The sequence below is a fragment of the Melioribacter sp. Ez-97 genome (genome assembly GCF_051488665.1).
In the GTDB taxonomy this organism is placed as follows: Bacteria; Bacteroidota; Ignavibacteria; order Ignavibacteriales; family Melioribacteraceae; genus Melioribacter.
The window spans coordinates 141,439-161,756 of the sequence record NZ_JBPSEG010000001.1 but is presented as its reverse complement, the minus strand read 5'-3'; the positions used below and the strand labels follow the sequence as shown (position 1 = coordinate 161,756).

Below are 20,318 nucleotides of genomic sequence, written 5' to 3'. Positions count from 1 at the left end.
AGCTGAATGTCTGATTTCAAATACAAATTCGAGTCGATTTTACGAATTAAAAATATTCTTGAAAAAAAAGTTTTAAAAGAAATAGCAGAAATTGATTTTGAAATTAATAAAGCCGAAGAATTGAAAAAAAGTTTGATGAAAAGATTAAAAGATTTGAACGACGCGGCTTCGAAAGGTAAAATAAAGGCTCTCGAATATAAAAGCGTTAAAGCTCATTGCAATCTGATTGAAAAACAAATCGAAGAAGCCGAACGTAAAATTGTCGATTTAATTAATAAGAAAAAAATGAAACAAGAAGAATTAAAAGAAAGAACGAAGGAAAGAAGAATACTCGAAAAATTGAAAGAAAAGAAGTACGAGGAATTTATAATCGAATCAAACAGAAAAGAACTGAAATATCTGGACGAAATTGCGATAAATAATTTTAACAGGAAATAAAAGTGAACGGAAAAGTAATAATATCATTTATACTGGCGTTTATTGTGGTTACCGTAGTAATGATATACGGCGCTACCGCATACAGAAATATATTCGATTTCGACTTTACTCCGGTATCGGAAATCGAGGCTCAAAAGGCAAAAATGGCTCAAAATGCCGGGGCAAAGAATAAAGAAAAATTTAACAGACAGAGTGATAAAAAGGAAGTAAAAAAGCCTTATGATTTCTCCGATAACGGCGCGTACGATACGATGACCGTCAGTCTTAAAGATTCTTCTTCGTTGATTGACAGCATTAACACGCTGCTGGCGGAAATACGCAGATTGCAAAACGAAAAGGAAAAACTTTTAGAAAGTCAAAAAGAAGCGGATAATCAGGAAAATACAACCCCTCCGGAAGAAGAACAAAAGTATCGCGAGTGGATTAAAAATACGGTAAAACTATACGAAGCGATGGATACAAAAAAAGCCGCTAAAATAATTCAGAATTATTCCGATAATATAGCGAGAGACATAATATTTTCTATGAAAAAGAAAAAAGCAGCAGAAATAATAGCAGAATTAAAACCTGAAATCGCAAACAGAATAATAAGTTTACAATGATGAACTTCAATCCGTTATTTATAGATAATAATTTAAGCGGTCTCGGACTCGGAGCTCTCCGGCAAAACGGCAAAGCTGCCGAAGGTCAGGGAACCAAAAATTATCTGTTTGCGGATATCATAAAAGTTTATGAAGAAGAACTAAACGTAGCAAATTCCAAATTGGGCGACGATCTGCTCGTGAACCTGGAAGGATTGAAAGATTTTATTGTTACAAAAACCGACACCAAAGTTATCGACGGCTTCCAGAACAGTCTTAATAATCTCGAAGAATTATCCGTCGTTTCAAACTCAAACACGGTCAACATTGAAGACGCAAAGATATCTTCCAAAGTTTTTGTACTTACTCCGGATAATCTTCTCGCCTTTTTGGGAAGCATAAATAATATTATTTCCGAATCGGAATCCGCTCAACCGAACACCGCCTCGGGAAGCTCTCTGTTCTATCTGAATGATTTCAAGAATACGCTTCAGGCAAGCGACGATCCGGACAGGCAGCTGCTCGACATCAAAAAGTTGTTCTCCGTTATGTCGAATAAAGAGGCGATTAAATTCAATTTTACGACAAACGGAGAAAAATTGACTGTTGCCATAAGTCAATTAAACGAAAAAGATAATAAAGCCGGGAATGAAGAAAACAAGATTAGCGGAACCGACAATAGGGAAAAAGATGATGAGAAGCCGGCGCTGTCTCAGAATCTGTTGCTGAATATTCCGGGCTTCAGCGAACTTGAAAAAGCCGACACGGAATTTTATAAAATTGAAATCGTACACATTCATAAAGGCGATCAAAAAATATTCGACATTAAAACAGGACAAATAAGACAGCCGCAAATTGATAATCCCGAATTATTAGCGAATAAAAATGCATCCTTAAATGAGAGTCCGGATATTATTGATCAAACTCCTCATACTGATAAAAACTCTGATAAAATAGCCGGTGAAATTAAACCGGTAGTAAAAAACGACAGCCAGCCGGCAACGCAAAAAAATGAAATCCGGGGAATTGACCTTTCAAAACTGAATCTGAAAGACCTCGATACGGAATTGACAAAAGAAGAATTTCATAAAATCCAGGAAGTTCTCAATTCGAAAGAAAGGAAAATCGATTCGACCGGCAAAGTCTATTCAAAAATCATAACTTCGGAAGAAAACAGAACAATTGCCGAATTTAATCCGCCTGTCGTCAAAAAAGAATCGACCGCAAAAATAAAATTATCCGAAAATGTAAAAGAAATCTTGACTGATAACGACGGGGTTAAGAAAAATATTCCGGAAATAAAAGTCGAATCGAATAAAACGGAGTCCTGGATTAACTCTGAAAACCCTGATAAGCCTGTTGAACAAAAAATTCAAATCGATAAGCCGGAGGCGTCGCCTCAAGTAAAAATCGGACATGAAAACAAAATAGAAACGAAGACGGTATCGAATTCTTCTTCAAACATTAACGCAGACGAAGCGAATGCAGTGAAAAAGGAGACTAATTTAAGCAAGGACGAAAAAGAATTCGATCGACAAAAAGAACAAAATGTCGAAACAAAAGAAACCGCGGTAAAAGAACAAAAAGAAACCGACAGAAAGCAACCGCTGAACGATCAATTCGCTAAAGAATTGAATAAGCAGCACGACAATTTGATTCATAAAGCCGATAACCAGGTCGAAAGAGTTAACGCAGGCGACAATCAACCGAAGATTGAAAACGGCAGCGTCAAAAACGAAAATTTGAAAGAAGCTTTCAAAACCGTTAAAGCCGCGGAAGTTATTTCGGAAATAGTAAAAAGCGTCGACGGCACAAAACAGCATCTGAGTTTCAAACTCGAACCCGAATCGCTCGGGAAATTAACCGTATCAATCGACTACGTAAATAATAAATTACACGCTCATATCGAAGTCGAAAACGAACAGATTAAGCAATTTGTGCAGTCGAATCTCGATCAGTTGAAAAACAATCTGCAGAATAACGGCGTACAGGTAAACAGCATTAATGTCGGATTGAATAATAACGAGCAAAAAAATACAAAATACGTTAATCCAAAAAGAAAATTCCATGGGAAGATTGCAGACGTTAAAACCGAAGACGTTCCCGAAGTAAAGAAGATGATGGGTTACAACACATACGATTTTTTAGTATAGGAGAAAGAAAATGGTAACAGATGTGAATTCAAGCGGAAGCGTTAATACAAACGCCAATGTATCGGCAAATAAAAGCGCACTGGGCAAGGACGATTTTTTAAAACTTATGATTGCTCAATTAAAAAATCAGGACCCGCTTAATCCCATGGACGGCACCGAATATGCATCGCAATTGGCGCAGTTCAGCTCGCTAGAGCAAATTACAAATCTTAACGATTACCTGAAACAGAGCGTAGACGCAAATTATTTGTTGACTCAGTCGATAAACAATACAATGCTGGCAAATTTAATCGGGAAGGAAGTAAAAATAGGAGGGGATTCGATTAAAGTCGCAGGTCAGGATTCGGTCACATTAGGATACGATATTCCGGACGGGGTAAAATCGGTAAAAATTAATATTTATAACCAATACGGTACGCTCGTTAAAACAATTGAAGCTCCGAATAAAAAAGGCAGTAATTATGTCGACTGGGATTTTATAGACGGCAACGGCAACCGGGTAACTGACGGAGATTATACTTTTGAAGTGAACGCATACAATTACAATAACGAAGAAGTAGAAGTAACCCAGTATAAATCCGGTCCGATAGACGGAGTAAAATATACTGAATCAGGCACATTATTAATAATTAACGGAGTGGAATATTCGGCAGGAGATATTCTCGAAATAATAAACAAAAAAGGAGGTGATAGTTAATGGCAGAAATTAACGGTGTTTCTGTTCCTTTTGTTCCGATAGTCGGGAACAACACTGCGGTCAGGAACAGCCGTGATCCTGTTAAAGCCTCGTTCGATTCGATTTTTCAGCAGGAACTCGAAAAGGTTAAATTTTCCAATCACGCCCTGAAGCGCCTCGAATCGAGGAATATACAGTTGGGCGAGGAAGATTTAACAAAAATTCAGAATGCGGTTGAAAAAGCAGAGTCGAAAGGCGCCCGCGATTCGTTAATTTTGATGGACTTATCGTCAAACGAGCGCAAAGCGGCTTTTATTGTAAATATTCCGAACCGTACTGTTGTTACGGCAATCGAGGTCGAAAACGCTGAAGAAAATGTATTTACGAATATCGACAGCGTAGTTTTTGCTTAAAAAATAATATTTCGGAGCGGGACCTTCCGAGGACGCTCCGGATCCGGCGGACTGACTGAAGCCGGGTCAACTGAAAAATAATTAATTATAAAAGTCCAAGGAGGTTAAAATGGCACTTCTTAATTCTCTCTTTGCAGGCGTTTCCGGTCTGCGCAATCACCAATCGATGATGGATGTAATCGGTAATAATATCTCGAATGTTAACACAATCGGCTTTAAAGGCTCGCGCGTTACATTCAGCGATACTTTCAATCAATTTGTTAAATCAGGTACTAATCCAACCAGCACTTCAGGCGGCACGAATTCGTTCCAGATCGGTCTCGGCATGAAAATCAATTCGATCGACCGTAATTGGAATCAAGGCACATTCGAAAGAACGGGAATTACGACCGACCTTGCTCTCCAGGGACAAGGGCTATTTATCCTGAAAAGCAATGGGCAGCAATTTTATTCCAGAGCCGGAGCGTTTATTTTCGACGCCGACGGTAAACTGGTCAATCCTCAAAACGGAGCCGTAGTTCAGGGCAAGATTGCCAACGGCTTGGGAGAAATACCCGCCGGCACAACATTGCAGGATATAGTGATTGACAAAAATCTGCGACTTCCCGCTGTAAAAACAACTGAAGTTTCTTGGGGCGGTAACTTGCAAAGCAGTTCTACTACCATAAGGACAGACATTGTAGAATTAGTAGGCAACCTTAAAAAAGAAACCCCTTCTGGCACGCAATATTTCCCAGTTCCAGCAACAACGACACCTACAACTACACTAAAATTAAAAGGGAATATTGATAGCAGTTCTACTCTCTATCCCGGGCCTGATAACACGGATTTTCAACAAAAAACAGTTTATGACAACCAGAATAATTCATATACCTTTGATTATCGATTTGAATATGACGATTCAAATGGGCAATTGTATTATAAAATTGATGGAGGCTCAGAACAGGGTCCGACGCAAGTGAATTTTGATGGCGCAGATGTGGTTAGTATTACTGACGGCGCCGACCTTAATTTTATCATAGACATGTCAGAGTTAACTTTGGGCGCCAGTCCTACTATCATCGATGAAATATCTTTATCTTCCTCATCGTTTAACATCAACAAAATATATAATAAAGACGGAAAAGAATACCAGTTATGGAACCGGTATGAACAAGATACAAGCGGCAACTGGACATATTACTATGAAATAAGAGATGATGCGGGAAATCCTCTCGGAACCCCGATTACAGGCAATCAGTCGCTTACCTTCGATGCATTAACAGGAGTGTGTACTAACGACCAAATAATTATCCAGGATGCAACTGAAAAAATTGATTATAAACTGAACTTTTCTTCTTTAAGCAATTTAATAGCCGACAGCAATGTAGTAACCAGGATAGACAAAGCGGAAGTACCCGAACCCGTTCTCGGCGCAGTTACAATTTTCGATTCTTTGGGTAATCCGCATACATTGTCGGTTAAATTCGAGCACGTTGATAATAACCGTTGGAGCTGGAGCGTTTCTCTTCCCTCGACCAGCGGTTCTTTGAGTCCTAATGCCTACGGAGAAATTTATTTCGATCCGAACGGGCAGATTCAGAGCGTTTGGCAAGCCGGCAGCCAGGTTACGTCGTCTCCTCCGATTCCAAAAGTAACGTTTACGCCGGCAAGCGGCGCTGAAGCTCAGATTATCGACATTGACTTCGGAAGCGGCACCGCAGGCGTTACTCAAACTAACCTTACATCGCAAATTGCAGCTCTTTCGCAAAACGGATCCGCTTCGGCTGCATTATCGAATCTCAACATCGACCAGTACGGAAATATTATCGGTATTTTCTCCAACGGAAATTCGAGAACATTAGCTCAGATAATGGTGGCTACGTTCAAGAATCTAAACGCACTTGTGAGCGTTGGAGATAATATGTACAATGTGGCTGCTAACAGCGGCGACCCGCGTATTGACACTCCCGGAGAAAATTCCGTTACTACAATTCAGTCCGGCGCTCTCGAACAATCTAACGTCGATCTGTCGGAAGAATTTACAAAAATGATAATCTCGCAGCGCGGCTTCCAGGCAAATGCCCGTGTTATTACCACTGCCGATAATCTTCTCCAGGAAATCACGAATCTTATCAGATAATAGGTCTCAGGGATTGCCGTTAAATACGGCAATCCCGTCTTTTTTCGTTAAAAAATTTCCGTGATGTAGCAGAATGTGCAGGTGACTAATATTAGCCACTTCGTTGTTCTTAATTTTTGATTAGTAATGAATTTTAAGGCTTTAACGAGTGGCATATTAATTGAAAACTATTAGTCACTATGGCACAGGAAAACGAAAATATCTTAGAACAGTCTGAAACTTCCGGAACCCAAAAAGGTTCCAGTTCAAAAATCCTTGTTATAGGATTGCCGCTTTTCATTGTTCAACTTGTAGCGGTTTATTTTATAACCGCTAATATTTTGCTGCCCAAAATCCAATCCCACTATGCACTCCCAACCGAAGAACACGCTCAATCGGGCGATTCTTCAGCCTCCGAAAGCGAAGGCGTGGAATTCGGAAAATTCATTTATGTTGTAGACGACCTCATAATCAACCCCGCCGGCACGGACGGCAAACGCCTTTTGCTTGCTTCGATCGGGTTCGATATCGCAACCGAACAAAATAAAAAGGAACTCGAAGAAAAGGAAGTATTGGTAAAAGACGCGATTATTTCGGTTATGGGCAGCAAGGATATGACTCAATTGAGCAACGCTCTTTACCGGGATTCATTAAAAATCCAAATATCCGACCAGATCAAGCAATTGATGCCCGATATTAAAATCAATAACATTTATTTCAGTAAATATATTTTACAATAATTATGGCAGAGATACTCTCACAACAAGAAATCGATCAACTGCTCGATAATATAAAAAGCGGGCAGGAGCAAAAAAACGAAGAGCAGAGCGATAAAGAAAAGGAGGCGGTGCTTTTTGACTTCCGTCTTCCGAATCGCATCTCCAAGCATCAACTCCGCATTATTCGAAGTATCTGCGATAACTTCGGCGAAAGTTTTACATCGTTTCTTGTTACCAAACTCCAAACTGCCGTTAACATTAACGTCGCTTCAATCGACCAAATCTATTATTCGGAATACGTACTTTCGGTTTCAAATCCGGCCTGCCTCTATACTTTTAATATAAAGAATACCGACATTAAAGGCATACTTGAACTTAATAATGATCTGGCGTTCCTGTTTGTGGATAAACTGTTGGGAGGCAACGGATTAACGACAAAACAGGTAAAAGTAATTACTCCGATTGAACAAAAAGTGCTGCAGGTTATAGTAGATCGTATAATGTACGACCTTAAAAAGTCGTGGCAAATTATAGACGACCTCGAATTTGAAATCGAGAAATTCGAACCGGATATCGATTTTGCTCAAATTACCTCGCAAAGCGAATCCGTGCTCCTTATTTCGTTCGAATTAATAATGGGCGACCAGTCGTACATGATGAACGTCTGTTTTGCCACATTTGCGTTCGACGCAATTCTGGCTAAAATGACGACGCAAAAACTGTCGTCTATCAGGTCGACTAAATATTTCGGCGTAACGTCAAGAGAAGTTCTATCGAAACATCTGGCGCAAACTGCGGTTCCGATTACCGTCGAATTCGGCACGACCAAACTGACGGTAAAAGAAATTATGGAGCTCGAAGTGGGGGACATTATCAAACTGAAAAATAAAGTTCACGAAGAACACAAAATCAGAACCGGCAACCGGTTGTTGTTCCTTGGCAGAGCCGGCGTTCTGAACAATCACAAAGCAATAAAAATAACTGAAAAAGTATTCGAAAAAAAACTCTAAAGAGGGAACTATGAGTGAAAATATCAACAATCCCGACGCAATGGAAAACATGGAAAACCCGGAAGATAACTTTACCGCTTCTCTGGCTCAGTTCGACGAATTCGACGACTCAACCCGCACTTTAGGAGGAGCCGACGAAAAACTGAATCTTTTGAAAGACCTCCAGATGAACGTCTATATCGAATTGGGAAGAACCCAAATGCAGATTAAAGACATTCTCGAACTCGAAAGAGGCTACGTAATCGAACTGGAAAAATTAGCCAGCGAACCGGTGGACGTTTTCGTTAACAATAAAAAAATTGCCGAAGGCGAAGTAGTCGTAATCGATAAACATTTCGGCATAAGAATAACATCGTTGGTCGACCCGGCTCAAAGAATAAAGGATATCTATTAATGTCAGCCTTCGATATTACACAGGCTTTTTTGCCGCTTATTCTTGTAATAATAATTCTGGGCATAACTCTCTATTTCGTAAAACGTTATACGTTTTCGATGAAAGGCGGCAAACGCATGCCTTTGAAAATAGAGGTCCTGAGCAACCAGCTTATTATGCCCAAAAAATATCTTTCCGTTGTGCGCGTTGAAGATAAAATTATGCTGCTCGGAATAAGCGAAACAGGCATTACTTTAATAAAAGAATTCGACAGTATCGACATGCCGGACAATAACGAAACGCAAGACGGCGTTAATCAGAAAAAGTCTTTTTATGAATTGCTGAAGCAGAATTTAGGAATGCGATGAAAAAGTGGATTGTAATCGGGATTATATTGTTAAGCGGTTTTACCTCTCTTTATGCGCAATCTCAGTCGCCTTCAATTCCGATTCCCAAAATTGACCTCGGAATCGGAACCGCAACTTCCGGAGAAGACGTTTCCGTAACCCTGCAAATTTTATTGTTGATGACGATACTGGCGCTTGCTCCTTCCATCGTCATTATGACAACGGCGTATTTGCGCATTATAATCGTATTTCATTTTCTTAAAAGCGCGCTTGGCACACAGCAAATGCCTCCGTCTCAACTTCTGGCAGGAATTGCGCTTTTTATAACCTTTTTTATTATGGCGCCAACATGGAACCGGGTTAACGAAGAAGCCCTGTCGCCCCTGATGGACAACAAAATAACGGTTGAAGAAGCTTACGACAAAGGCATAGAACCTATCAGAGAATTTATGTTTAAAAATACAAGGGAAGAAGACCTGGAATTGTTTGTAGGACTTTCCAATTTGCCCCGACCCGAAACCAGAAACGACGTGCCTACTTATGTGTTGATTCCGGCATTCGTGCTGAGCGAACTTAGAATCGGTTTTATAATCGGCTTTTTCCTCTTCATTCCTTTCCTGATGGTCGATATGATTATATCGAGTATCTTAATGTCGATGGGTATGATGATGATGCCGCCGATGATGATTTCTCTGCCGTTTAAGATATTGCTCTTCATACTCGTCGACGGATGGAATTTGATTATCGGTTCACTTGTTAGGAGTTTTCATTAATGTCGGAAGAATTGATTATAGAAGTATTGAAAGAAGCTTTTTATACGGCTTTTATTATTTTGCTGCCCGTTCTGGGAGCGTCGTTAGTAGTCGGTATTTTAATTTCGATATTCCAGGCTGCAACGTCTTTGCAGGAAATGACTCTTACTTTTGTGCCAAAGTTAATCGTTACGGTGCTTGTGATAATTTTTTTGCTGCCGTGGATTGCCGATAAGATGATTTCGCTTACAAATAAAATGTTTACAATGTTTCTCAATGTGATATGACGACGAATATTCTGATAACGGATTTTATATTATTCATTTTAGTGTTTATGAGAATCGGCGGATTAATATTTACCGCTCCGGTTCTTTCATTCAAGGGGTTTCCTGTATTGGCCAGAATATTCCTGGCAATCGTTATTGCATATATGGTCTTCTTTACAGTTAACAAATCAAACGTCAATATCAATCTCGATTTAACAAATCAGTCGGGACTGATAACATTGGCTTTATATTCGGTGAGGGAATTGTTAACGGGTATGATACTTGGTTTCGCAATGAATTTCATTTTCTGGGCTGTATCTTATGCCGGTCACTACATCGGATTCGATATGGGACTCATGCTTGCAGAAGCGCTCAATCCCGTTCAGGAAATTCAAACGAATATCGTCGGTCAGTTTTTATACTATGCGGCGGTAATGATTTTCATCTTAATTAACGGGCATCATTATTTAATCAGCGGATTGGCAGCTTCGTTTAGCGTTGCGCCGCTGGGCAAATATGTAATAAACGAACCGGTTTATACTTTACTGATTAAATATTCGTTTCTTGTATTCACAATTGCAATTAAAATAGCGTCGCCCATTATCGTATCGTTTTTCCTTGTGCATCTTGCGGAAAGCATAATAGCGCGGGTAATTCCGAACATGCAAATTATATACATTACTCAGCCGCTCAAAACATTATTGGGCATATTCATGATATTATCGCTAATTCCTTTTTACGTTTACGTATTAAAAAATTTACTTGAAGGTTACGAGTACAGACTACTCGATTTAATAAGAGCAATGGGACAATAAAAAATGCCGAATTTCGAAGGACAGGAAAAGACTGAACAACCGACCGGGAAGAAGCTCGAAGACGCGCGTCAGAAAGGACAGGTCGCCAAAAGCAGCGAAATTAATTCGCTCGCTATTTTCGGCAGCGGTTTGATTATTGTATTCTTATTTAAGAGTTACATCGGCGGACAGTTTTATGAATTTTCAACGGACATCTTTTCTAAACTCAATCAGGTAGAAATGAGCCACACTGTGCTGCAGACATACGCATTAAGGTGGGGAGTTTTTTATCTGATGCTGATGATGCCGATTTTGATTGCCGTATTCATAGCTTCGATAGTCAGTAATGTATCGCAGGTGGGATTCAGAATAACGCCCGAAGCAATTTCGTTTTCGCTCGACAAATTCAATCCTTTTAAAGGTATAAAAAGAATATTGTTTTCGACGCGTTCATTTGTCGAATTGGGTAAATCGCTCCTGAAACTTGTTATAATCAGCATTTTTACCTATTTCATAATTTCCGAGCTTATCAGAAAGAGCATACAATTAATAGACCTGAGCATCGAAGATACGGTTGAATTCATACTCGATTCTTCGTTCTCGTTAATCTGGAAAATAGTCCTCTTTTTCGTTGTGATTGCCGCCGTCGATTATATATTTCAGCGCTATAAATTCAGAAAAGACATGATGATGACCAAGGAAGAAGTTAAAGAGGAATTAAAGCAGACGGAAGGCGACCCGATAGTCAAAGGCAGGATCAAGAAGGAAATGTTATCGGCGGCTCGACGAAGAATGATGCACGAAGTTCCCAAAGCCGATGTGGTTATTACAAACCCGACTCACGTTGCCGTAGCGCTCAAATACGAAATGGGCAAGGACAGCGCTCCCAAAGTCGTTGCTAAAGGATTGGACCTTGTAGCGCAGCAAATCAAAAAAATTGCAGCCGAAAATAACGTGCCGATGTACGAAGATGTTGAACTTGCCCGGGCTTTGTATAAAACGTGCGAAATAGGAGATGAGATTCCGGCTAATCTGTTCAAAGCCGTAGCGCAAATTCTGGCTTATATTTATCAGATGAAAAAACTCAAAAAACAAAAGAGCATAATCTGATATGAAACTGTTTGGCAGAAATAGCGATATCGTTCTTGCATTCGGTTTGATACTGATGCTCGGATTAATGTTGATTCCATTACCGGCGCCGTTTCTCGACTTTTTGCTCTCTATGAATATTACGCTTGCAGTTCTCGTTTTGATTGTTTCATTATATATTCAGTCGCCGCTCGACATATCGGTCTTCCCGGGTCTCTTGCTCGTGCTTACTCTCTATCGTCTCGCTCTAAATATTTCGTCTACGCGTTTGATACTGATTGACGGTTTTGCAGGACAGGTGATAGAATCGTTCGGATCGTTTGTGGTAGGCGGGAATTATGTAGTCGGTTTTATTGTGTTTATTATTCTTGTCGTCATCCAATTTATAGTAATCGTAAAAGGCTCCGGCAGAATTTCGGAAGTCGCTGCGCGTTTTACGTTGGACGCCATGCCGGGTAAGCAAATGGCTATCGACGCGGATTTGAATACGGGCTTGATAACAGAAGCCGAAGCGAGAAAAAGAAGAGCTCAGATTGAAAGAGAAGCCGAATTTTACGGCGCGATGGACGGCGCAAGCAAATTCGTAAAAGGCGACGCTATTGCGGGACTTATTATCAACGCAATCAATATCGTCGGCGGTTTTATTATCGGAGTAGCTCAAAAAGGAATGTCGTTTCAGGACGCCGTCCAAACTTATACGATTTTAACAATCGGCGACGGTCTCGTTTCCCAGATTCCCGCGCTGTTGATTTCAACCGCCGCAGGTTTGGTCGTAACCAGAAGCGCATCGGGCACCGCGCTCGATTTCCAGATGAAAACGCAGTTATTCTCGAATCCGAGAGTCCTCGCTACGGTCTCGGGAGCTGTGTTCTTATTTGCTTTTATTCCGGGTATGCCCACTATACCTTTTTTGATTCTGAGCGGCGTGCTTGGCACTTCGTCTTATATGAACAGAAAAGGGAGCGCATCGGATGCCGTAATTGAAGAAGCCGAAGGCGAGCAACCGAATGAAGAAGAAACCAAACCCGCTGAAGAAAAGGTCGAGCAATATCTTCAGGTTGACCCGATCGAAGTTGAAATCGGCTACGGACTTATTAGTTTGGTCGACGAAAAACAGGGCGGAAATTTATTCCAGAAGATATCTTCAACAAGGAAAGTAATTGCCCTGGAATACGGCGTTTTGATTCCTCCGGTTCGCGTCAGAGACAATCTGCAGCTTTCGCCGAATGAATATGTAATAAAAATAAAAGGAAACGTAGTCGCAAGTTTTGAACTCTATCCCGACAGATATCTGGCAATGAATCCCGGAGTTACGGAAGAAGAATTATCGGGGATTCCAACAAACGACCCGGCATTCGGTCTGCCGAGTTACTGGATAACGCACGAAGAAAAGGAAAAAGCGGAAATGCTCGGTTATACAGTCGTAGATGCAATTTCCGTGCTTGCAACTCATTTGCAGGAATCGCTCAAACGGAATTTCGACAAAATTCTCTCCCGTCAGGAAGTAAAACAACTGCTAGAAAATCTGAAAAAAGAATATCCTGCTGTAGTGGAAGATATCAATCCGGACATACTTAATCTCGGTATGATTCAAAAAGTGCTGCAAAATCTTTTGAAGGAAGGAATTCCCATTAAGGATTTTGTGAGGATTCTCGAAGCTTTGATCGATTATTCGAAAACAACCAAGAATATCGACGTTTTGACGGAATATGTGCGACACACAATCGGAGATACAATTGCCAATTTGTATAAAGATTCGAACGGAATAATACACGCTGCAGCTCTGGGAGAGAATCTGGAAACGATGATTACTAAATCGCTCCAGGCGCAAAAGGACAGTATGATAACTCTCGGTCTTTCAACCGAAGTATTGCGCGAGCTTAATATAAGAATTCAACAGGAAGTTGAAAAATTCAACAATATGGGATATCCTCCAATCATTATAACTTCGGCGGCAATCAGACCTTATTTCTACCGTCTGGTCAATTCAAGTTTTCCGGACCTTGTATTGCTCTCATACAGCGAATTGCCGTCAAACGTGGAAATCGAATTTATCGGAAAAGTAGAGGTGGGTAATGCAAATTAAAAAATTCGTCGCGCCTACATTACGCGAAGCCAAAGAACAAATGAAAAACGAACTCGGCGGCGATGCCATTATTCTTGGTACAAGGGTAATTGAAAACGACAGAAGGTTTAACTTCAGGAAAATGTTCGAAATTACGGCGGGAGTCGACGAAGATGTTAAGAAAACCCAGTCGTTCGACTACGAGAAGGAAAATGAAAAAGCGGATATCGACATTGAATTATCAAAGCTTACTCAGAAAATATTCGAAGCCAAAGAAAATAAAAAAGTTGCGGTTGAAGATGCAGTTGCCGAAACAAGTAAACTCACAAAAACACAACTCGACGAATATCTGGAAAAATTGCTCGATCTCGAAATTAATCGTCAGCTGGCTAAAGAATTGATTGACCAGTTGAAAAATTACGACGGTCTCCTCGGCGAAGCGAATCTGGAAAATTACCTGATTGCGGGAATGGCTTCCATGATTCCCACTAAAGAATTCAAAGTAAAAAAGAACCGCAATACGAAAGTGGCTCTGGTAGGACCGACTGGCGTCGGTAAAACCACCTGTATTGCCAAGCTGGCTGTCATATCTAAGATTATTCATAAACTCAAAGTCGGACTGATTTCGATAGATACGTACCGATTGGGAGCGATAGATCAATTGCGAATATTCTCCGAAATAAGCGATATCGAAATGAGCGTTGCGTACGAACCGTCAGATATGCCCAAACTGATAAAAAAATTCAAAGATAAAGACCTGATTTTCATCGACACTGTAGGCAGAAGTCAGAAGAACAGGGAGAATTTGAATAAGATTAAAGAATATCTCGACGCGGCTGAAGTGGACGAAACAATATTGGTAGTTAGCGCCACCAGTTCCATGCGCACATTGTCCGACGTGGCGGAGAGATTCAAAGTTCTCGACTACGATTCGGTGATTTTTTCAAAAGCCGACGAGGCTGTAACATACGGCAATATATTCAATTTGACGAATAAATTTAACCTGCCCGTTATGTTCCTTACAAACGGTCAGGTTATACCGGACGATATTTTATCGGTCAATCCGGAATATCTTGCAAACGTAATCTACAAAGGGAAACTCTACTGATGAACGAGCAAGTAAAACGTCTTCTGGAATTACGCCGTCTGCAAAACAACAGGGAAGGGAAGACGGCATTGATCGTTTCGGTATGTTCCGGCAAAGGAGGAACCGGCAAATCGTTTGTTTCCCTGAATTTGGCATATAAGCTTGCCCGGCTCAATAAAAAAGTTCTTGTAATCGATTTCGATTTTAATTTATCGAACCTGCATTTGCTTTTAAATGAAACCGTAAGAGAACCGCTGTCCGATTTTTTCAATCAAAAAACAACTTTCGACGAACTGATTTGCAGATATAACGATAATCTGCATTTGATTTTCGGGGATTCCGGCAGCAATAATTTTCCGAAAATTACAAACGATCTGATCGAATATTTCTTTATCCATCTCGAAAAAGCATCGCGAAATTACGACTTTGTATTTATCGACTCGGCAGCGGGAGCCGACTCGAATACGATGTATCAAATCAGCCGGTCGGATTTGAATTTAATCGTGGCTTCGCCCGAACCGACGGCAATTATGGACGCATACGTGCTGATAAAACTGATTACCGAGCAAAGCGTCGATAAACGTTACATGAACATGCCCGAAAACATTATAATTATCAATAAAGCGGACGATAAAGAAGAAGGCGAACTGGCGTTCCAGAATTTGAGCACGGCTGTTCGTCATTTTCTCGATAAAGAAATCGTTCTGCTCGGCGTAATCGGACACGACAGAACGGCATATAAATCTATAATCAACCAGGAATTGCTGGTTGAACACTATCCGAATTCGATGGCAGCCCTCCAGATAGACGACCTCGCTAGACGCTTCCTGAATATTGCGCAGATGGCTAATAGTAGCCAGCTATTTAACCAAAAATCCTGATTTTAGTCTAAAAATCAAGTTTTTCTTATGGTATAGTCTTTGCATCTCTCTATTCAAAAGAATAGGAGAGATGATGAACAAAATAATAATGCAATTCGGATTACTCGTTTTCTTCTTTTCCGTAATTTATTTTGTTCAAAAAGGACTCGACGTCACCCGGGTAATACTGAATTCCCTTTCGATATTTCTCCTTTTGACGATAATGTTAAGCTTCGTCACCATCAGTTTAATAAAAGCCATCAATCGTAATTCGTTGGAAAAAATAAAAGAAGAACCATCGGGAAAAGACAGTAATGAATAAAAACGAACAATTATGGGAAACCTTTAAGGCGCATCCTTCGCCTGAATTAAAAAAGAAGATTATTCTCAATTACATTAATCTTGTCCATTATGTAATCCACAAGACAAATCTTAATCAAAGCGAATTATTCGACAGAAGAGATTTTTTCCAATTCGGAATCGAAGGCTTGAGCGAAGCCATCGACCGTTTTGACCCGGATTACGGGACAAAGTTCGAAACATACGCAATTCAAAGAATACGCGGCAAAATTTACGATGAAATACGTAAATACAGCCATAAATATGAAATGATAGGCGAGCCCGAGCCGGTTACCACGATAAGCAGCGGAACGGTTTCGCTCAACAGCAATTATATCGAAGAAGAGGGTATGCAGGTCTATGAAATGATGGCTGACGACGGCGACGAACCTCTTCAGATTCTTGAAAAAAACGAGATGAAAGAAAGACTGGTCGAAATGATAAAACAATTGAGCGACCGCGATCGGATGATTATTACTCTCTATTATTACGAAGAACTCAATTACCAGGAGATTGCAAAGGTACTCAATATTACGGTATCGCGCGTATCTCAATTGCATTCCAAAATAATGAAAATACTTAAACAAAAACTTACTGAAAAAAATGGTTGAACAGGGAACATCCGAAATCAAGGAAAAGATACGGAAGCAGCTTTCGGGAATAGGCAACATACCGGCTGTTCCGCAGGTTATTGCAGAAGTTTCCAATATGCTCGATAATGAAATGACAAGCGCGTCGGATCTTTGCAGGGTTATATCGAGGGATCAGGCGCTTGCCGCGAAAATTTTGGCGGTTGCAAATTCGCCTCTCTACGGATTGCCCCGCAGAGTATCCACTATAGAATTTGCGGTAGTGATTATCGGTTTCGATCACATCAAAAACATTCTTCTGGCTCTCTCGCTTCTCGATACGTTCAAAGTAAGAAACGCCAAGGATTGGAATCACCAGGACTACTGGCGTCATTCAATACTGACCGCTACTGGCGCCAAAAGAATTGCCGACGATTTACGATATCCGAAATCGGGCGAAGTTTTTACCGTCGGATTGTTGCACGATCTCGGGCTCGTTATTCTTTATAAATATATGAATTACGATTACAAACAGATAATGGAATTGGTAGAAAACCAGGGCTTAAGTTTCCTGGAAGCGGAAAATAAAGTGCTCGGATATACGCATAGTCATATAGCGGAATTCCTGCTGGAAAAATGGAACTTCCCGAGGAATATAATCGACGCGGTTGTAAATCATCATACGCCCTCGGAGTCTGAGTACAATCCTGTTCTTACTTCGTTGGTCCATTTGACCGACTATATGACGCAGAAATTCGAAATCGGGGCTTTTATGTGCGACGACAATATGCCCCTGGACGAAAATATTCTCGAAATTCTTCAATTCGGAAATATGGAATATCTGGAACAATTTATGGAAAGCTATCAACCTTTATTTAATCAACATTTTGAATCACTAAACAGATAAGAGCAATGAACACAATAGTATTCGATCAGGCGCAAAAGAGGGAACGTACACAACTGGTACTGAAAAGAGTTACTACGCTCTCGCCGGTGCCTAAAATTCTTTCTGAAGTTCTTGAATTATTAAAAGACCTGAATACAAGTCCCCAAAAACTGGCTAAAGCTATTGCAAAAGACCAGAGTATAGTGGTCAAAATTTTAACGATAGCCAACTCGCCGTTTTACGGACTTGCCAAAAGGGTTTCGTCCATCGAGTATGCTATCATGATTCTGGGTTTCAACGAAATCAGAAACATAGTGATGGCGCTTTCGCTGATGGAAACGATGAAAAACAAAAGCGATGAATACATGAACCAGAAAGATTTCTGGCTCCATTCGTATATAACTGCCACTACCGCAAAAAAGATTGCCGACGATATGAACATTCGTGAAAGCAACGACGTCTTTATCGGCGCTCTTCTTCACGATCTGGGCATTTCGGTAATCCATCGCTATATGCATTCGGATTTCGTTAAAATTAAAGAAAGCGTGGAAAAAGGTTCTAAATACTCCGAAGCCGAAAACCAGCAGCTCGGTATGGACCATCAAATGGTCGGTTACAGCCTTCTGCGCAATTGGAATATTCCCGAGCATATCTGCGATATGGTAAGATACCATCACAATCCTAATCAATCGACGAATACGAAAATTCTGTCGTCGATAATTCATCTGAGCGATTACATGACTCAAAAGCTCGATATCGGCAAATTCGATTGGGATAACGACCTTGAACTCAGTCCCGAAGCGGCTACAATTCTGCAATTCAAGGATATAAATGAAATTGAAGAATTTATCGAAAGCTACAGAGAACCAATTTCATCACAAATAGATTCACTGAGGAACCTGCTTTGAGAGTAATTAAAGACAATACCGCGCGGTTCGAATCGTTTTCGAAATCGCTTCAGTACTATACGAAAGGAAATTCCTCCGGGGATTTTCAACTGATTAATATCGAAACTCATCGTTCGAGAAATAATCTGTTCGAAAAGTATAATTACATCGTCCAGTCGTTATATACTTTTCAGAAAAAATTTGCGGGTCTTAAAAATATCGACGATATCCACTTTCTGTTCAGCCATCACGTCAAAATGATAATTTCTTCAAAAGAAGTCGATTTGTTCATGTTCGACGACTCGCGAACGGTCTTGAAATCGGTCAGTTCGAAATCTTCCGCGCTCCAGAATAATCTGGTGAACAAGGCATTCAAAAACGGCATACTGGACTGGATTTTCGAGACGCAGAAGCCGACGCTCATTCCCGATCTGAGTTCGATTACCGGCGAAGGTTCGAAATTATATCAAACGATTTTTCCCGTTTATTATCAGAAAAATCCGATAGGCGTGGTATCGCTTTTGGGTCCTGCCTATAAGATTTCCGAGGATTCGCTCGAAAATCAGGCGATTTATATTCTTTTGAGCGCGGTAATACCTCAAATAATATCGATACAACAGAAAAATAAAATAAACAAACTGTACGACGATTTACAAACTTACGAATCGAAACTGAATAACGATTTCAAACTTTATGCTGTTGGAGAATTTGCCGAAGGCATAATACACGATATGCTCAATTCGCTGCAGGTTATTCTCAGCAATGTCGATTATATCGAAAGTCTCAATACAGGCGTGGATACCGAAATATTCGAAAAAATAAGGGAACGAGTCGACAGGCTGAGCGGTCTGTCGCAAAAGCTCTTCAAGTTCAACGAAGTAAATCAAAACGGCGGAAAGCAGAATCTGCCGTGCGATCTTAATAACCTTGTCAAAGAATTTTACGGCGTTGTAACGGCGACTCTCAAGAGTCTGGAACTCGAATGCGAGCTCGATCTGGAAGACAATATTCCGCCGGTGCTCGGAAATTCGAAGGAGATTAAACAAATCCTTACTAATATCTTTTCGATGATTAAGAAGAAATCGAATCGAGGCAGCGGCATTGTTATCCAGACAAAGTATATAAACGAAGTTATAGTTCTCTCCGTCTTTGTTACGGATTACTGGGAAGATTTCGGAGAATCGAACGATTATATATCTAACCTGACTATAAAAATTGTCGGCGAATTAATGAAAAAATGCGACGGCAAAGTCGAATACGATTCAATGCCTCTTAAAGGCACGTCAATTCATTTGTTGTTCCCATTAAAGAGGAAGTTAACGAAATGAGAACGCTTTTGGCTATACTGATTCTTTTATACGGAATGCCGGCTTTTTCGCAGAGCGACAGCTTGTCGGTGCGGTCGGAATTTGAAATTCCGGTCGAAGATTCCGTAGATGTCAGAGAACTCGTAGCGCAGCAAATTCTTATGGCTAAAATTAAAAACGAAAAGAAGGAAGTAAAGGAACCCGAAATTATACAAACCGCGCCCGAATATGAAAGCGAGACGCCCGTTGTGATAAAAAAGAAAAAGTCGGTTTATCAATTGTTTGTAGAGTTGCCTTTCAACGTAAAACTGTTGATTTCCTTCTCTGCGTTTTTATTCGTTCTGATCTTTATTCGCAGAGCCGTCATTAAAGCGCAGCAAAAATCGAGGAAAAAGCTGAAAATTAACATCGGCATGATGCGCGAAGAAAAATTACAGCCTGTAACCGATATAAGAAGAAGTAAATTCAGGAAAGAATTATTGAGCAATCCCGTAATCAATAAGTTGAACGACAAAAATATCAATAAGAAAGCAAAGGAACTTAAAGTGGCGCAGGGCGAATTGATGCTCGCCGCACGGCTCAAATATTACGAGTTCCATAATTAAG

At 40.4% G+C, this 20,318-nt stretch carries 22 protein-coding genes and 1 pseudogene; all 23 read left to right on the top strand.

The features are described from left to right. Positions 1–6: 6 nt before the first annotated feature. Positions 7–438: a flagellar FliJ family protein gene (locus tag ACSSWA_RS00680; RefSeq protein ID WP_437354675.1), complete on the top strand. Its 432-nt coding sequence runs from the start codon at positions 7–9 to the stop codon at positions 436–438. A gap of 2 nt (positions 439–440) precedes the next feature. Then, positions 441–1,040, top strand: a complete 600-nt coding sequence (locus ACSSWA_RS00675) for a magnesium transporter MgtE N-terminal domain-containing protein (protein WP_437354674.1) — start codon at positions 441–443, stop codon at positions 1,038–1,040. Continuing rightward, positions 1,037–3,172 carry a flagellar hook-length control protein FliK gene (locus ACSSWA_RS00670; protein WP_437354673.1) on the top strand — a complete coding sequence of 712 codons (2,136 nt, stop codon included), beginning with the start codon at positions 1,037–1,039 and terminating at the stop codon, positions 3,170–3,172. Before ACSSWA_RS00675 ends, ACSSWA_RS00670 begins: the two co-directional genes overlap by 4 nt. A gap of 10 nt (positions 3,173–3,182) precedes the next feature. Then, complete coding sequence (locus ACSSWA_RS00665; protein WP_437354672.1) at positions 3,183–3,869, top strand: flagellar hook assembly protein FlgD; 687 nt, start codon at positions 3,183–3,185, stop codon at positions 3,867–3,869. Next, a complete protein-coding gene (locus ACSSWA_RS00660) occupies positions 3,869–4,261 on the top strand; it encodes a TIGR02530 family flagellar biosynthesis protein (protein WP_422880553.1) in 393 nt (130 codons plus the stop codon). The genes ACSSWA_RS00665 and ACSSWA_RS00660 overlap by 1 nt, the downstream gene beginning before the upstream one ends. Before the next feature lie 109 nt (positions 4,262–4,370). Next, positions 4,371–6,383, top strand: a complete 2,013-nt coding sequence (locus ACSSWA_RS00655; RefSeq protein ID WP_437354671.1) for a flagellar hook protein FlgE — start codon at positions 4,371–4,373, stop codon at positions 6,381–6,383. A gap of 179 nt (positions 6,384–6,562) precedes the next feature. Then, positions 6,563–7,102: a flagellar basal body-associated FliL family protein gene (locus ACSSWA_RS00650; RefSeq protein WP_422880551.1), complete on the top strand. Its 540-nt coding sequence runs from the start codon at positions 6,563–6,565 to the stop codon at positions 7,100–7,102. Between the two features lie 2 nt (positions 7,103–7,104). Then, positions 7,105–8,091, top strand: coding sequence for a flagellar motor switch protein FliM (gene fliM / locus ACSSWA_RS00645; RefSeq protein WP_437354670.1), 987 nt, complete (start codon positions 7,105–7,107; stop codon positions 8,089–8,091). A gap of 118 nt (positions 8,092–8,209) precedes the next feature. Then, positions 8,210–8,485, top strand: a pseudogene (gene fliN / locus ACSSWA_RS00640) (flagellar motor switch protein FliN); the annotation flags it as partial. Beyond that, entirely contained in the window at positions 8,485–8,832 is a 348-nt protein-coding gene (locus tag ACSSWA_RS00635; protein ID WP_437354669.1) for a flagellar biosynthetic protein FliO, read from the top strand. The pseudogene fliN and the gene ACSSWA_RS00635, both read left to right, overlap by 1 nt. Continuing rightward, a complete protein-coding gene (gene fliP, locus ACSSWA_RS00630; protein ID WP_437354668.1) occupies positions 8,829–9,584 on the top strand; it encodes a flagellar type III secretion system pore protein FliP in 756 nt (251 codons plus the stop codon). The genes ACSSWA_RS00635 and fliP overlap by 4 nt, the downstream gene beginning before the upstream one ends. Further along, entirely contained in the window at positions 9,584–9,850 is a 267-nt protein-coding gene (fliQ, locus tag ACSSWA_RS00625) for a flagellar biosynthesis protein FliQ (protein WP_437354667.1), read from the top strand. Before fliP ends, fliQ begins: the two co-directional genes overlap by 1 nt. Continuing rightward, positions 9,847–10,644: a flagellar biosynthetic protein FliR gene (locus ACSSWA_RS00620; protein ID WP_437354666.1), complete on the top strand. Its 798-nt coding sequence runs from the start codon at positions 9,847–9,849 to the stop codon at positions 10,642–10,644. Before fliQ ends, ACSSWA_RS00620 begins: the two co-directional genes overlap by 4 nt. 3 nt (positions 10,645–10,647) lie before the next feature. Then, positions 10,648–11,733, top strand: a complete 1,086-nt coding sequence (gene flhB / locus ACSSWA_RS00615) for a flagellar biosynthesis protein FlhB (RefSeq protein ID WP_437354665.1) — start codon at positions 10,648–10,650, stop codon at positions 11,731–11,733. Between the two features lies 1 nt (position 11,734). Continuing rightward, positions 11,735–13,798 carry a flagellar biosynthesis protein FlhA gene (gene flhA / locus ACSSWA_RS00610; protein ID WP_437354664.1) on the top strand — a complete coding sequence of 688 codons (2,064 nt, stop codon included), beginning with the start codon at positions 11,735–11,737 and terminating at the stop codon, positions 13,796–13,798. Then, a complete protein-coding gene (flhF, locus tag ACSSWA_RS00605; RefSeq protein WP_437354663.1) occupies positions 13,788–14,885 on the top strand; it encodes a flagellar biosynthesis protein FlhF in 1,098 nt (365 codons plus the stop codon). Before flhA ends, flhF begins: the two co-directional genes overlap by 11 nt. Next, positions 14,885–15,745, top strand: a complete 861-nt coding sequence (locus ACSSWA_RS00600; protein ID WP_437354662.1) for an AAA family ATPase — start codon at positions 14,885–14,887, stop codon at positions 15,743–15,745. Before flhF ends, ACSSWA_RS00600 begins: the two co-directional genes overlap by 1 nt. Positions 15,746–15,815: 70 nt before the next feature. Beyond that, the gene (locus ACSSWA_RS00595; protein WP_422880540.1) at positions 15,816–16,046 is read left to right on the top strand and encodes a hypothetical protein; all 231 of its coding nucleotides are present in this window, start codon (positions 15,816–15,818) and stop codon (positions 16,044–16,046) included. Further along, positions 16,039–16,674 (top strand): sigma-70 family RNA polymerase sigma factor, encoded by a 636-nt coding sequence (locus ACSSWA_RS00590; protein ID WP_437354661.1) that lies wholly within the window; start codon positions 16,039–16,041, stop codon positions 16,672–16,674. Before ACSSWA_RS00595 ends, ACSSWA_RS00590 begins: the two co-directional genes overlap by 8 nt. Further along, complete coding sequence (locus tag ACSSWA_RS00585) at positions 16,667–17,539, top strand: HDOD domain-containing protein (RefSeq protein WP_422880538.1); 873 nt, start codon at positions 16,667–16,669, stop codon at positions 17,537–17,539. The genes ACSSWA_RS00590 and ACSSWA_RS00585 overlap by 8 nt, the downstream gene beginning before the upstream one ends. A gap of 5 nt (positions 17,540–17,544) precedes the next feature. Beyond that, a complete protein-coding gene (locus ACSSWA_RS00580) occupies positions 17,545–18,426 on the top strand; it encodes an HDOD domain-containing protein (protein ID WP_437354660.1) in 882 nt (293 codons plus the stop codon). Then, a complete protein-coding gene (locus tag ACSSWA_RS00575; RefSeq protein WP_437354659.1) occupies positions 18,423–19,733 on the top strand; it encodes a sensor histidine kinase in 1,311 nt (436 codons plus the stop codon). The genes ACSSWA_RS00580 and ACSSWA_RS00575 overlap by 4 nt, the downstream gene beginning before the upstream one ends. Beyond that, positions 19,730–20,317, top strand: coding sequence for a hypothetical protein (locus ACSSWA_RS00570; RefSeq protein ID WP_437354658.1), 588 nt, complete (start codon positions 19,730–19,732; stop codon positions 20,315–20,317). Before ACSSWA_RS00575 ends, ACSSWA_RS00570 begins: the two co-directional genes overlap by 4 nt. The last annotated feature ends 1 nt before the right edge of the window (position 20,318 follow it).

What these genes read in the sequence shown, in the direction of transcription:
- fliQ (WP_437354667.1), top strand. Translation starts at nt 9,584, where the DNA reads ATGTCGGAAGAATTGATTATAGAAGTATTGAAAGAAGCTTTTTATACG.
- ACSSWA_RS00670 (WP_437354673.1), top strand. Translation starts at nt 1,037, where the DNA reads ATGATGAACTTCAATCCGTTATTTATAGATAATAATTTAAGCGGTCTC.
- ACSSWA_RS00680 (WP_437354675.1), top strand. Translation starts at nt 7, where the DNA reads ATGTCTGATTTCAAATACAAATTCGAGTCGATTTTACGAATTAAAAAT.
- ACSSWA_RS00665 (WP_437354672.1), top strand. Translation starts at nt 3,183, where the DNA reads ATGGTAACAGATGTGAATTCAAGCGGAAGCGTTAATACAAACGCCAAT.
- ACSSWA_RS00580 (WP_437354660.1), top strand. Translation starts at nt 17,545, where the DNA reads ATGAACACAATAGTATTCGATCAGGCGCAAAAGAGGGAACGTACACAA.
- ACSSWA_RS00585 (WP_422880538.1), top strand. Translation starts at nt 16,667, where the DNA reads ATGGTTGAACAGGGAACATCCGAAATCAAGGAAAAGATACGGAAGCAG.
- ACSSWA_RS00570 (WP_437354658.1), top strand. Translation starts at nt 19,730, where the DNA reads ATGAGAACGCTTTTGGCTATACTGATTCTTTTATACGGAATGCCGGCT.
- ACSSWA_RS00595 (WP_422880540.1), top strand. Translation starts at nt 15,816, where the DNA reads ATGATGAACAAAATAATAATGCAATTCGGATTACTCGTTTTCTTCTTT.
- flhF (WP_437354663.1), top strand. Translation starts at nt 13,788, where the DNA reads ATGCAAATTAAAAAATTCGTCGCGCCTACATTACGCGAAGCCAAAGAA.
- ACSSWA_RS00600 (WP_437354662.1), top strand. Translation starts at nt 14,885, where the DNA reads ATGAACGAGCAAGTAAAACGTCTTCTGGAATTACGCCGTCTGCAAAAC.
- ACSSWA_RS00590 (WP_437354661.1), top strand. Translation starts at nt 16,039, where the DNA reads ATGAATAAAAACGAACAATTATGGGAAACCTTTAAGGCGCATCCTTCG.
- ACSSWA_RS00655 (WP_437354671.1), top strand. Translation starts at nt 4,371, where the DNA reads ATGGCACTTCTTAATTCTCTCTTTGCAGGCGTTTCCGGTCTGCGCAAT.
- ACSSWA_RS00635 (WP_437354669.1), top strand. Translation starts at nt 8,485, where the DNA reads ATGTCAGCCTTCGATATTACACAGGCTTTTTTGCCGCTTATTCTTGTA.
- ACSSWA_RS00620 (WP_437354666.1), top strand. Translation starts at nt 9,847, where the DNA reads ATGACGACGAATATTCTGATAACGGATTTTATATTATTCATTTTAGTG.
- fliM (WP_437354670.1), top strand. Translation starts at nt 7,105, where the DNA reads ATGGCAGAGATACTCTCACAACAAGAAATCGATCAACTGCTCGATAAT.
- ACSSWA_RS00650 (WP_422880551.1), top strand. Translation starts at nt 6,563, where the DNA reads ATGGCACAGGAAAACGAAAATATCTTAGAACAGTCTGAAACTTCCGGA.
- flhA (WP_437354664.1), top strand. Translation starts at nt 11,735, where the DNA reads ATGAAACTGTTTGGCAGAAATAGCGATATCGTTCTTGCATTCGGTTTG.
- flhB (WP_437354665.1), top strand. Translation starts at nt 10,648, where the DNA reads ATGCCGAATTTCGAAGGACAGGAAAAGACTGAACAACCGACCGGGAAG.
- ACSSWA_RS00660 (WP_422880553.1), top strand. Translation starts at nt 3,869, where the DNA reads ATGGCAGAAATTAACGGTGTTTCTGTTCCTTTTGTTCCGATAGTCGGG.
- fliP (WP_437354668.1), top strand. Translation starts at nt 8,829, where the DNA reads ATGAAAAAGTGGATTGTAATCGGGATTATATTGTTAAGCGGTTTTACC.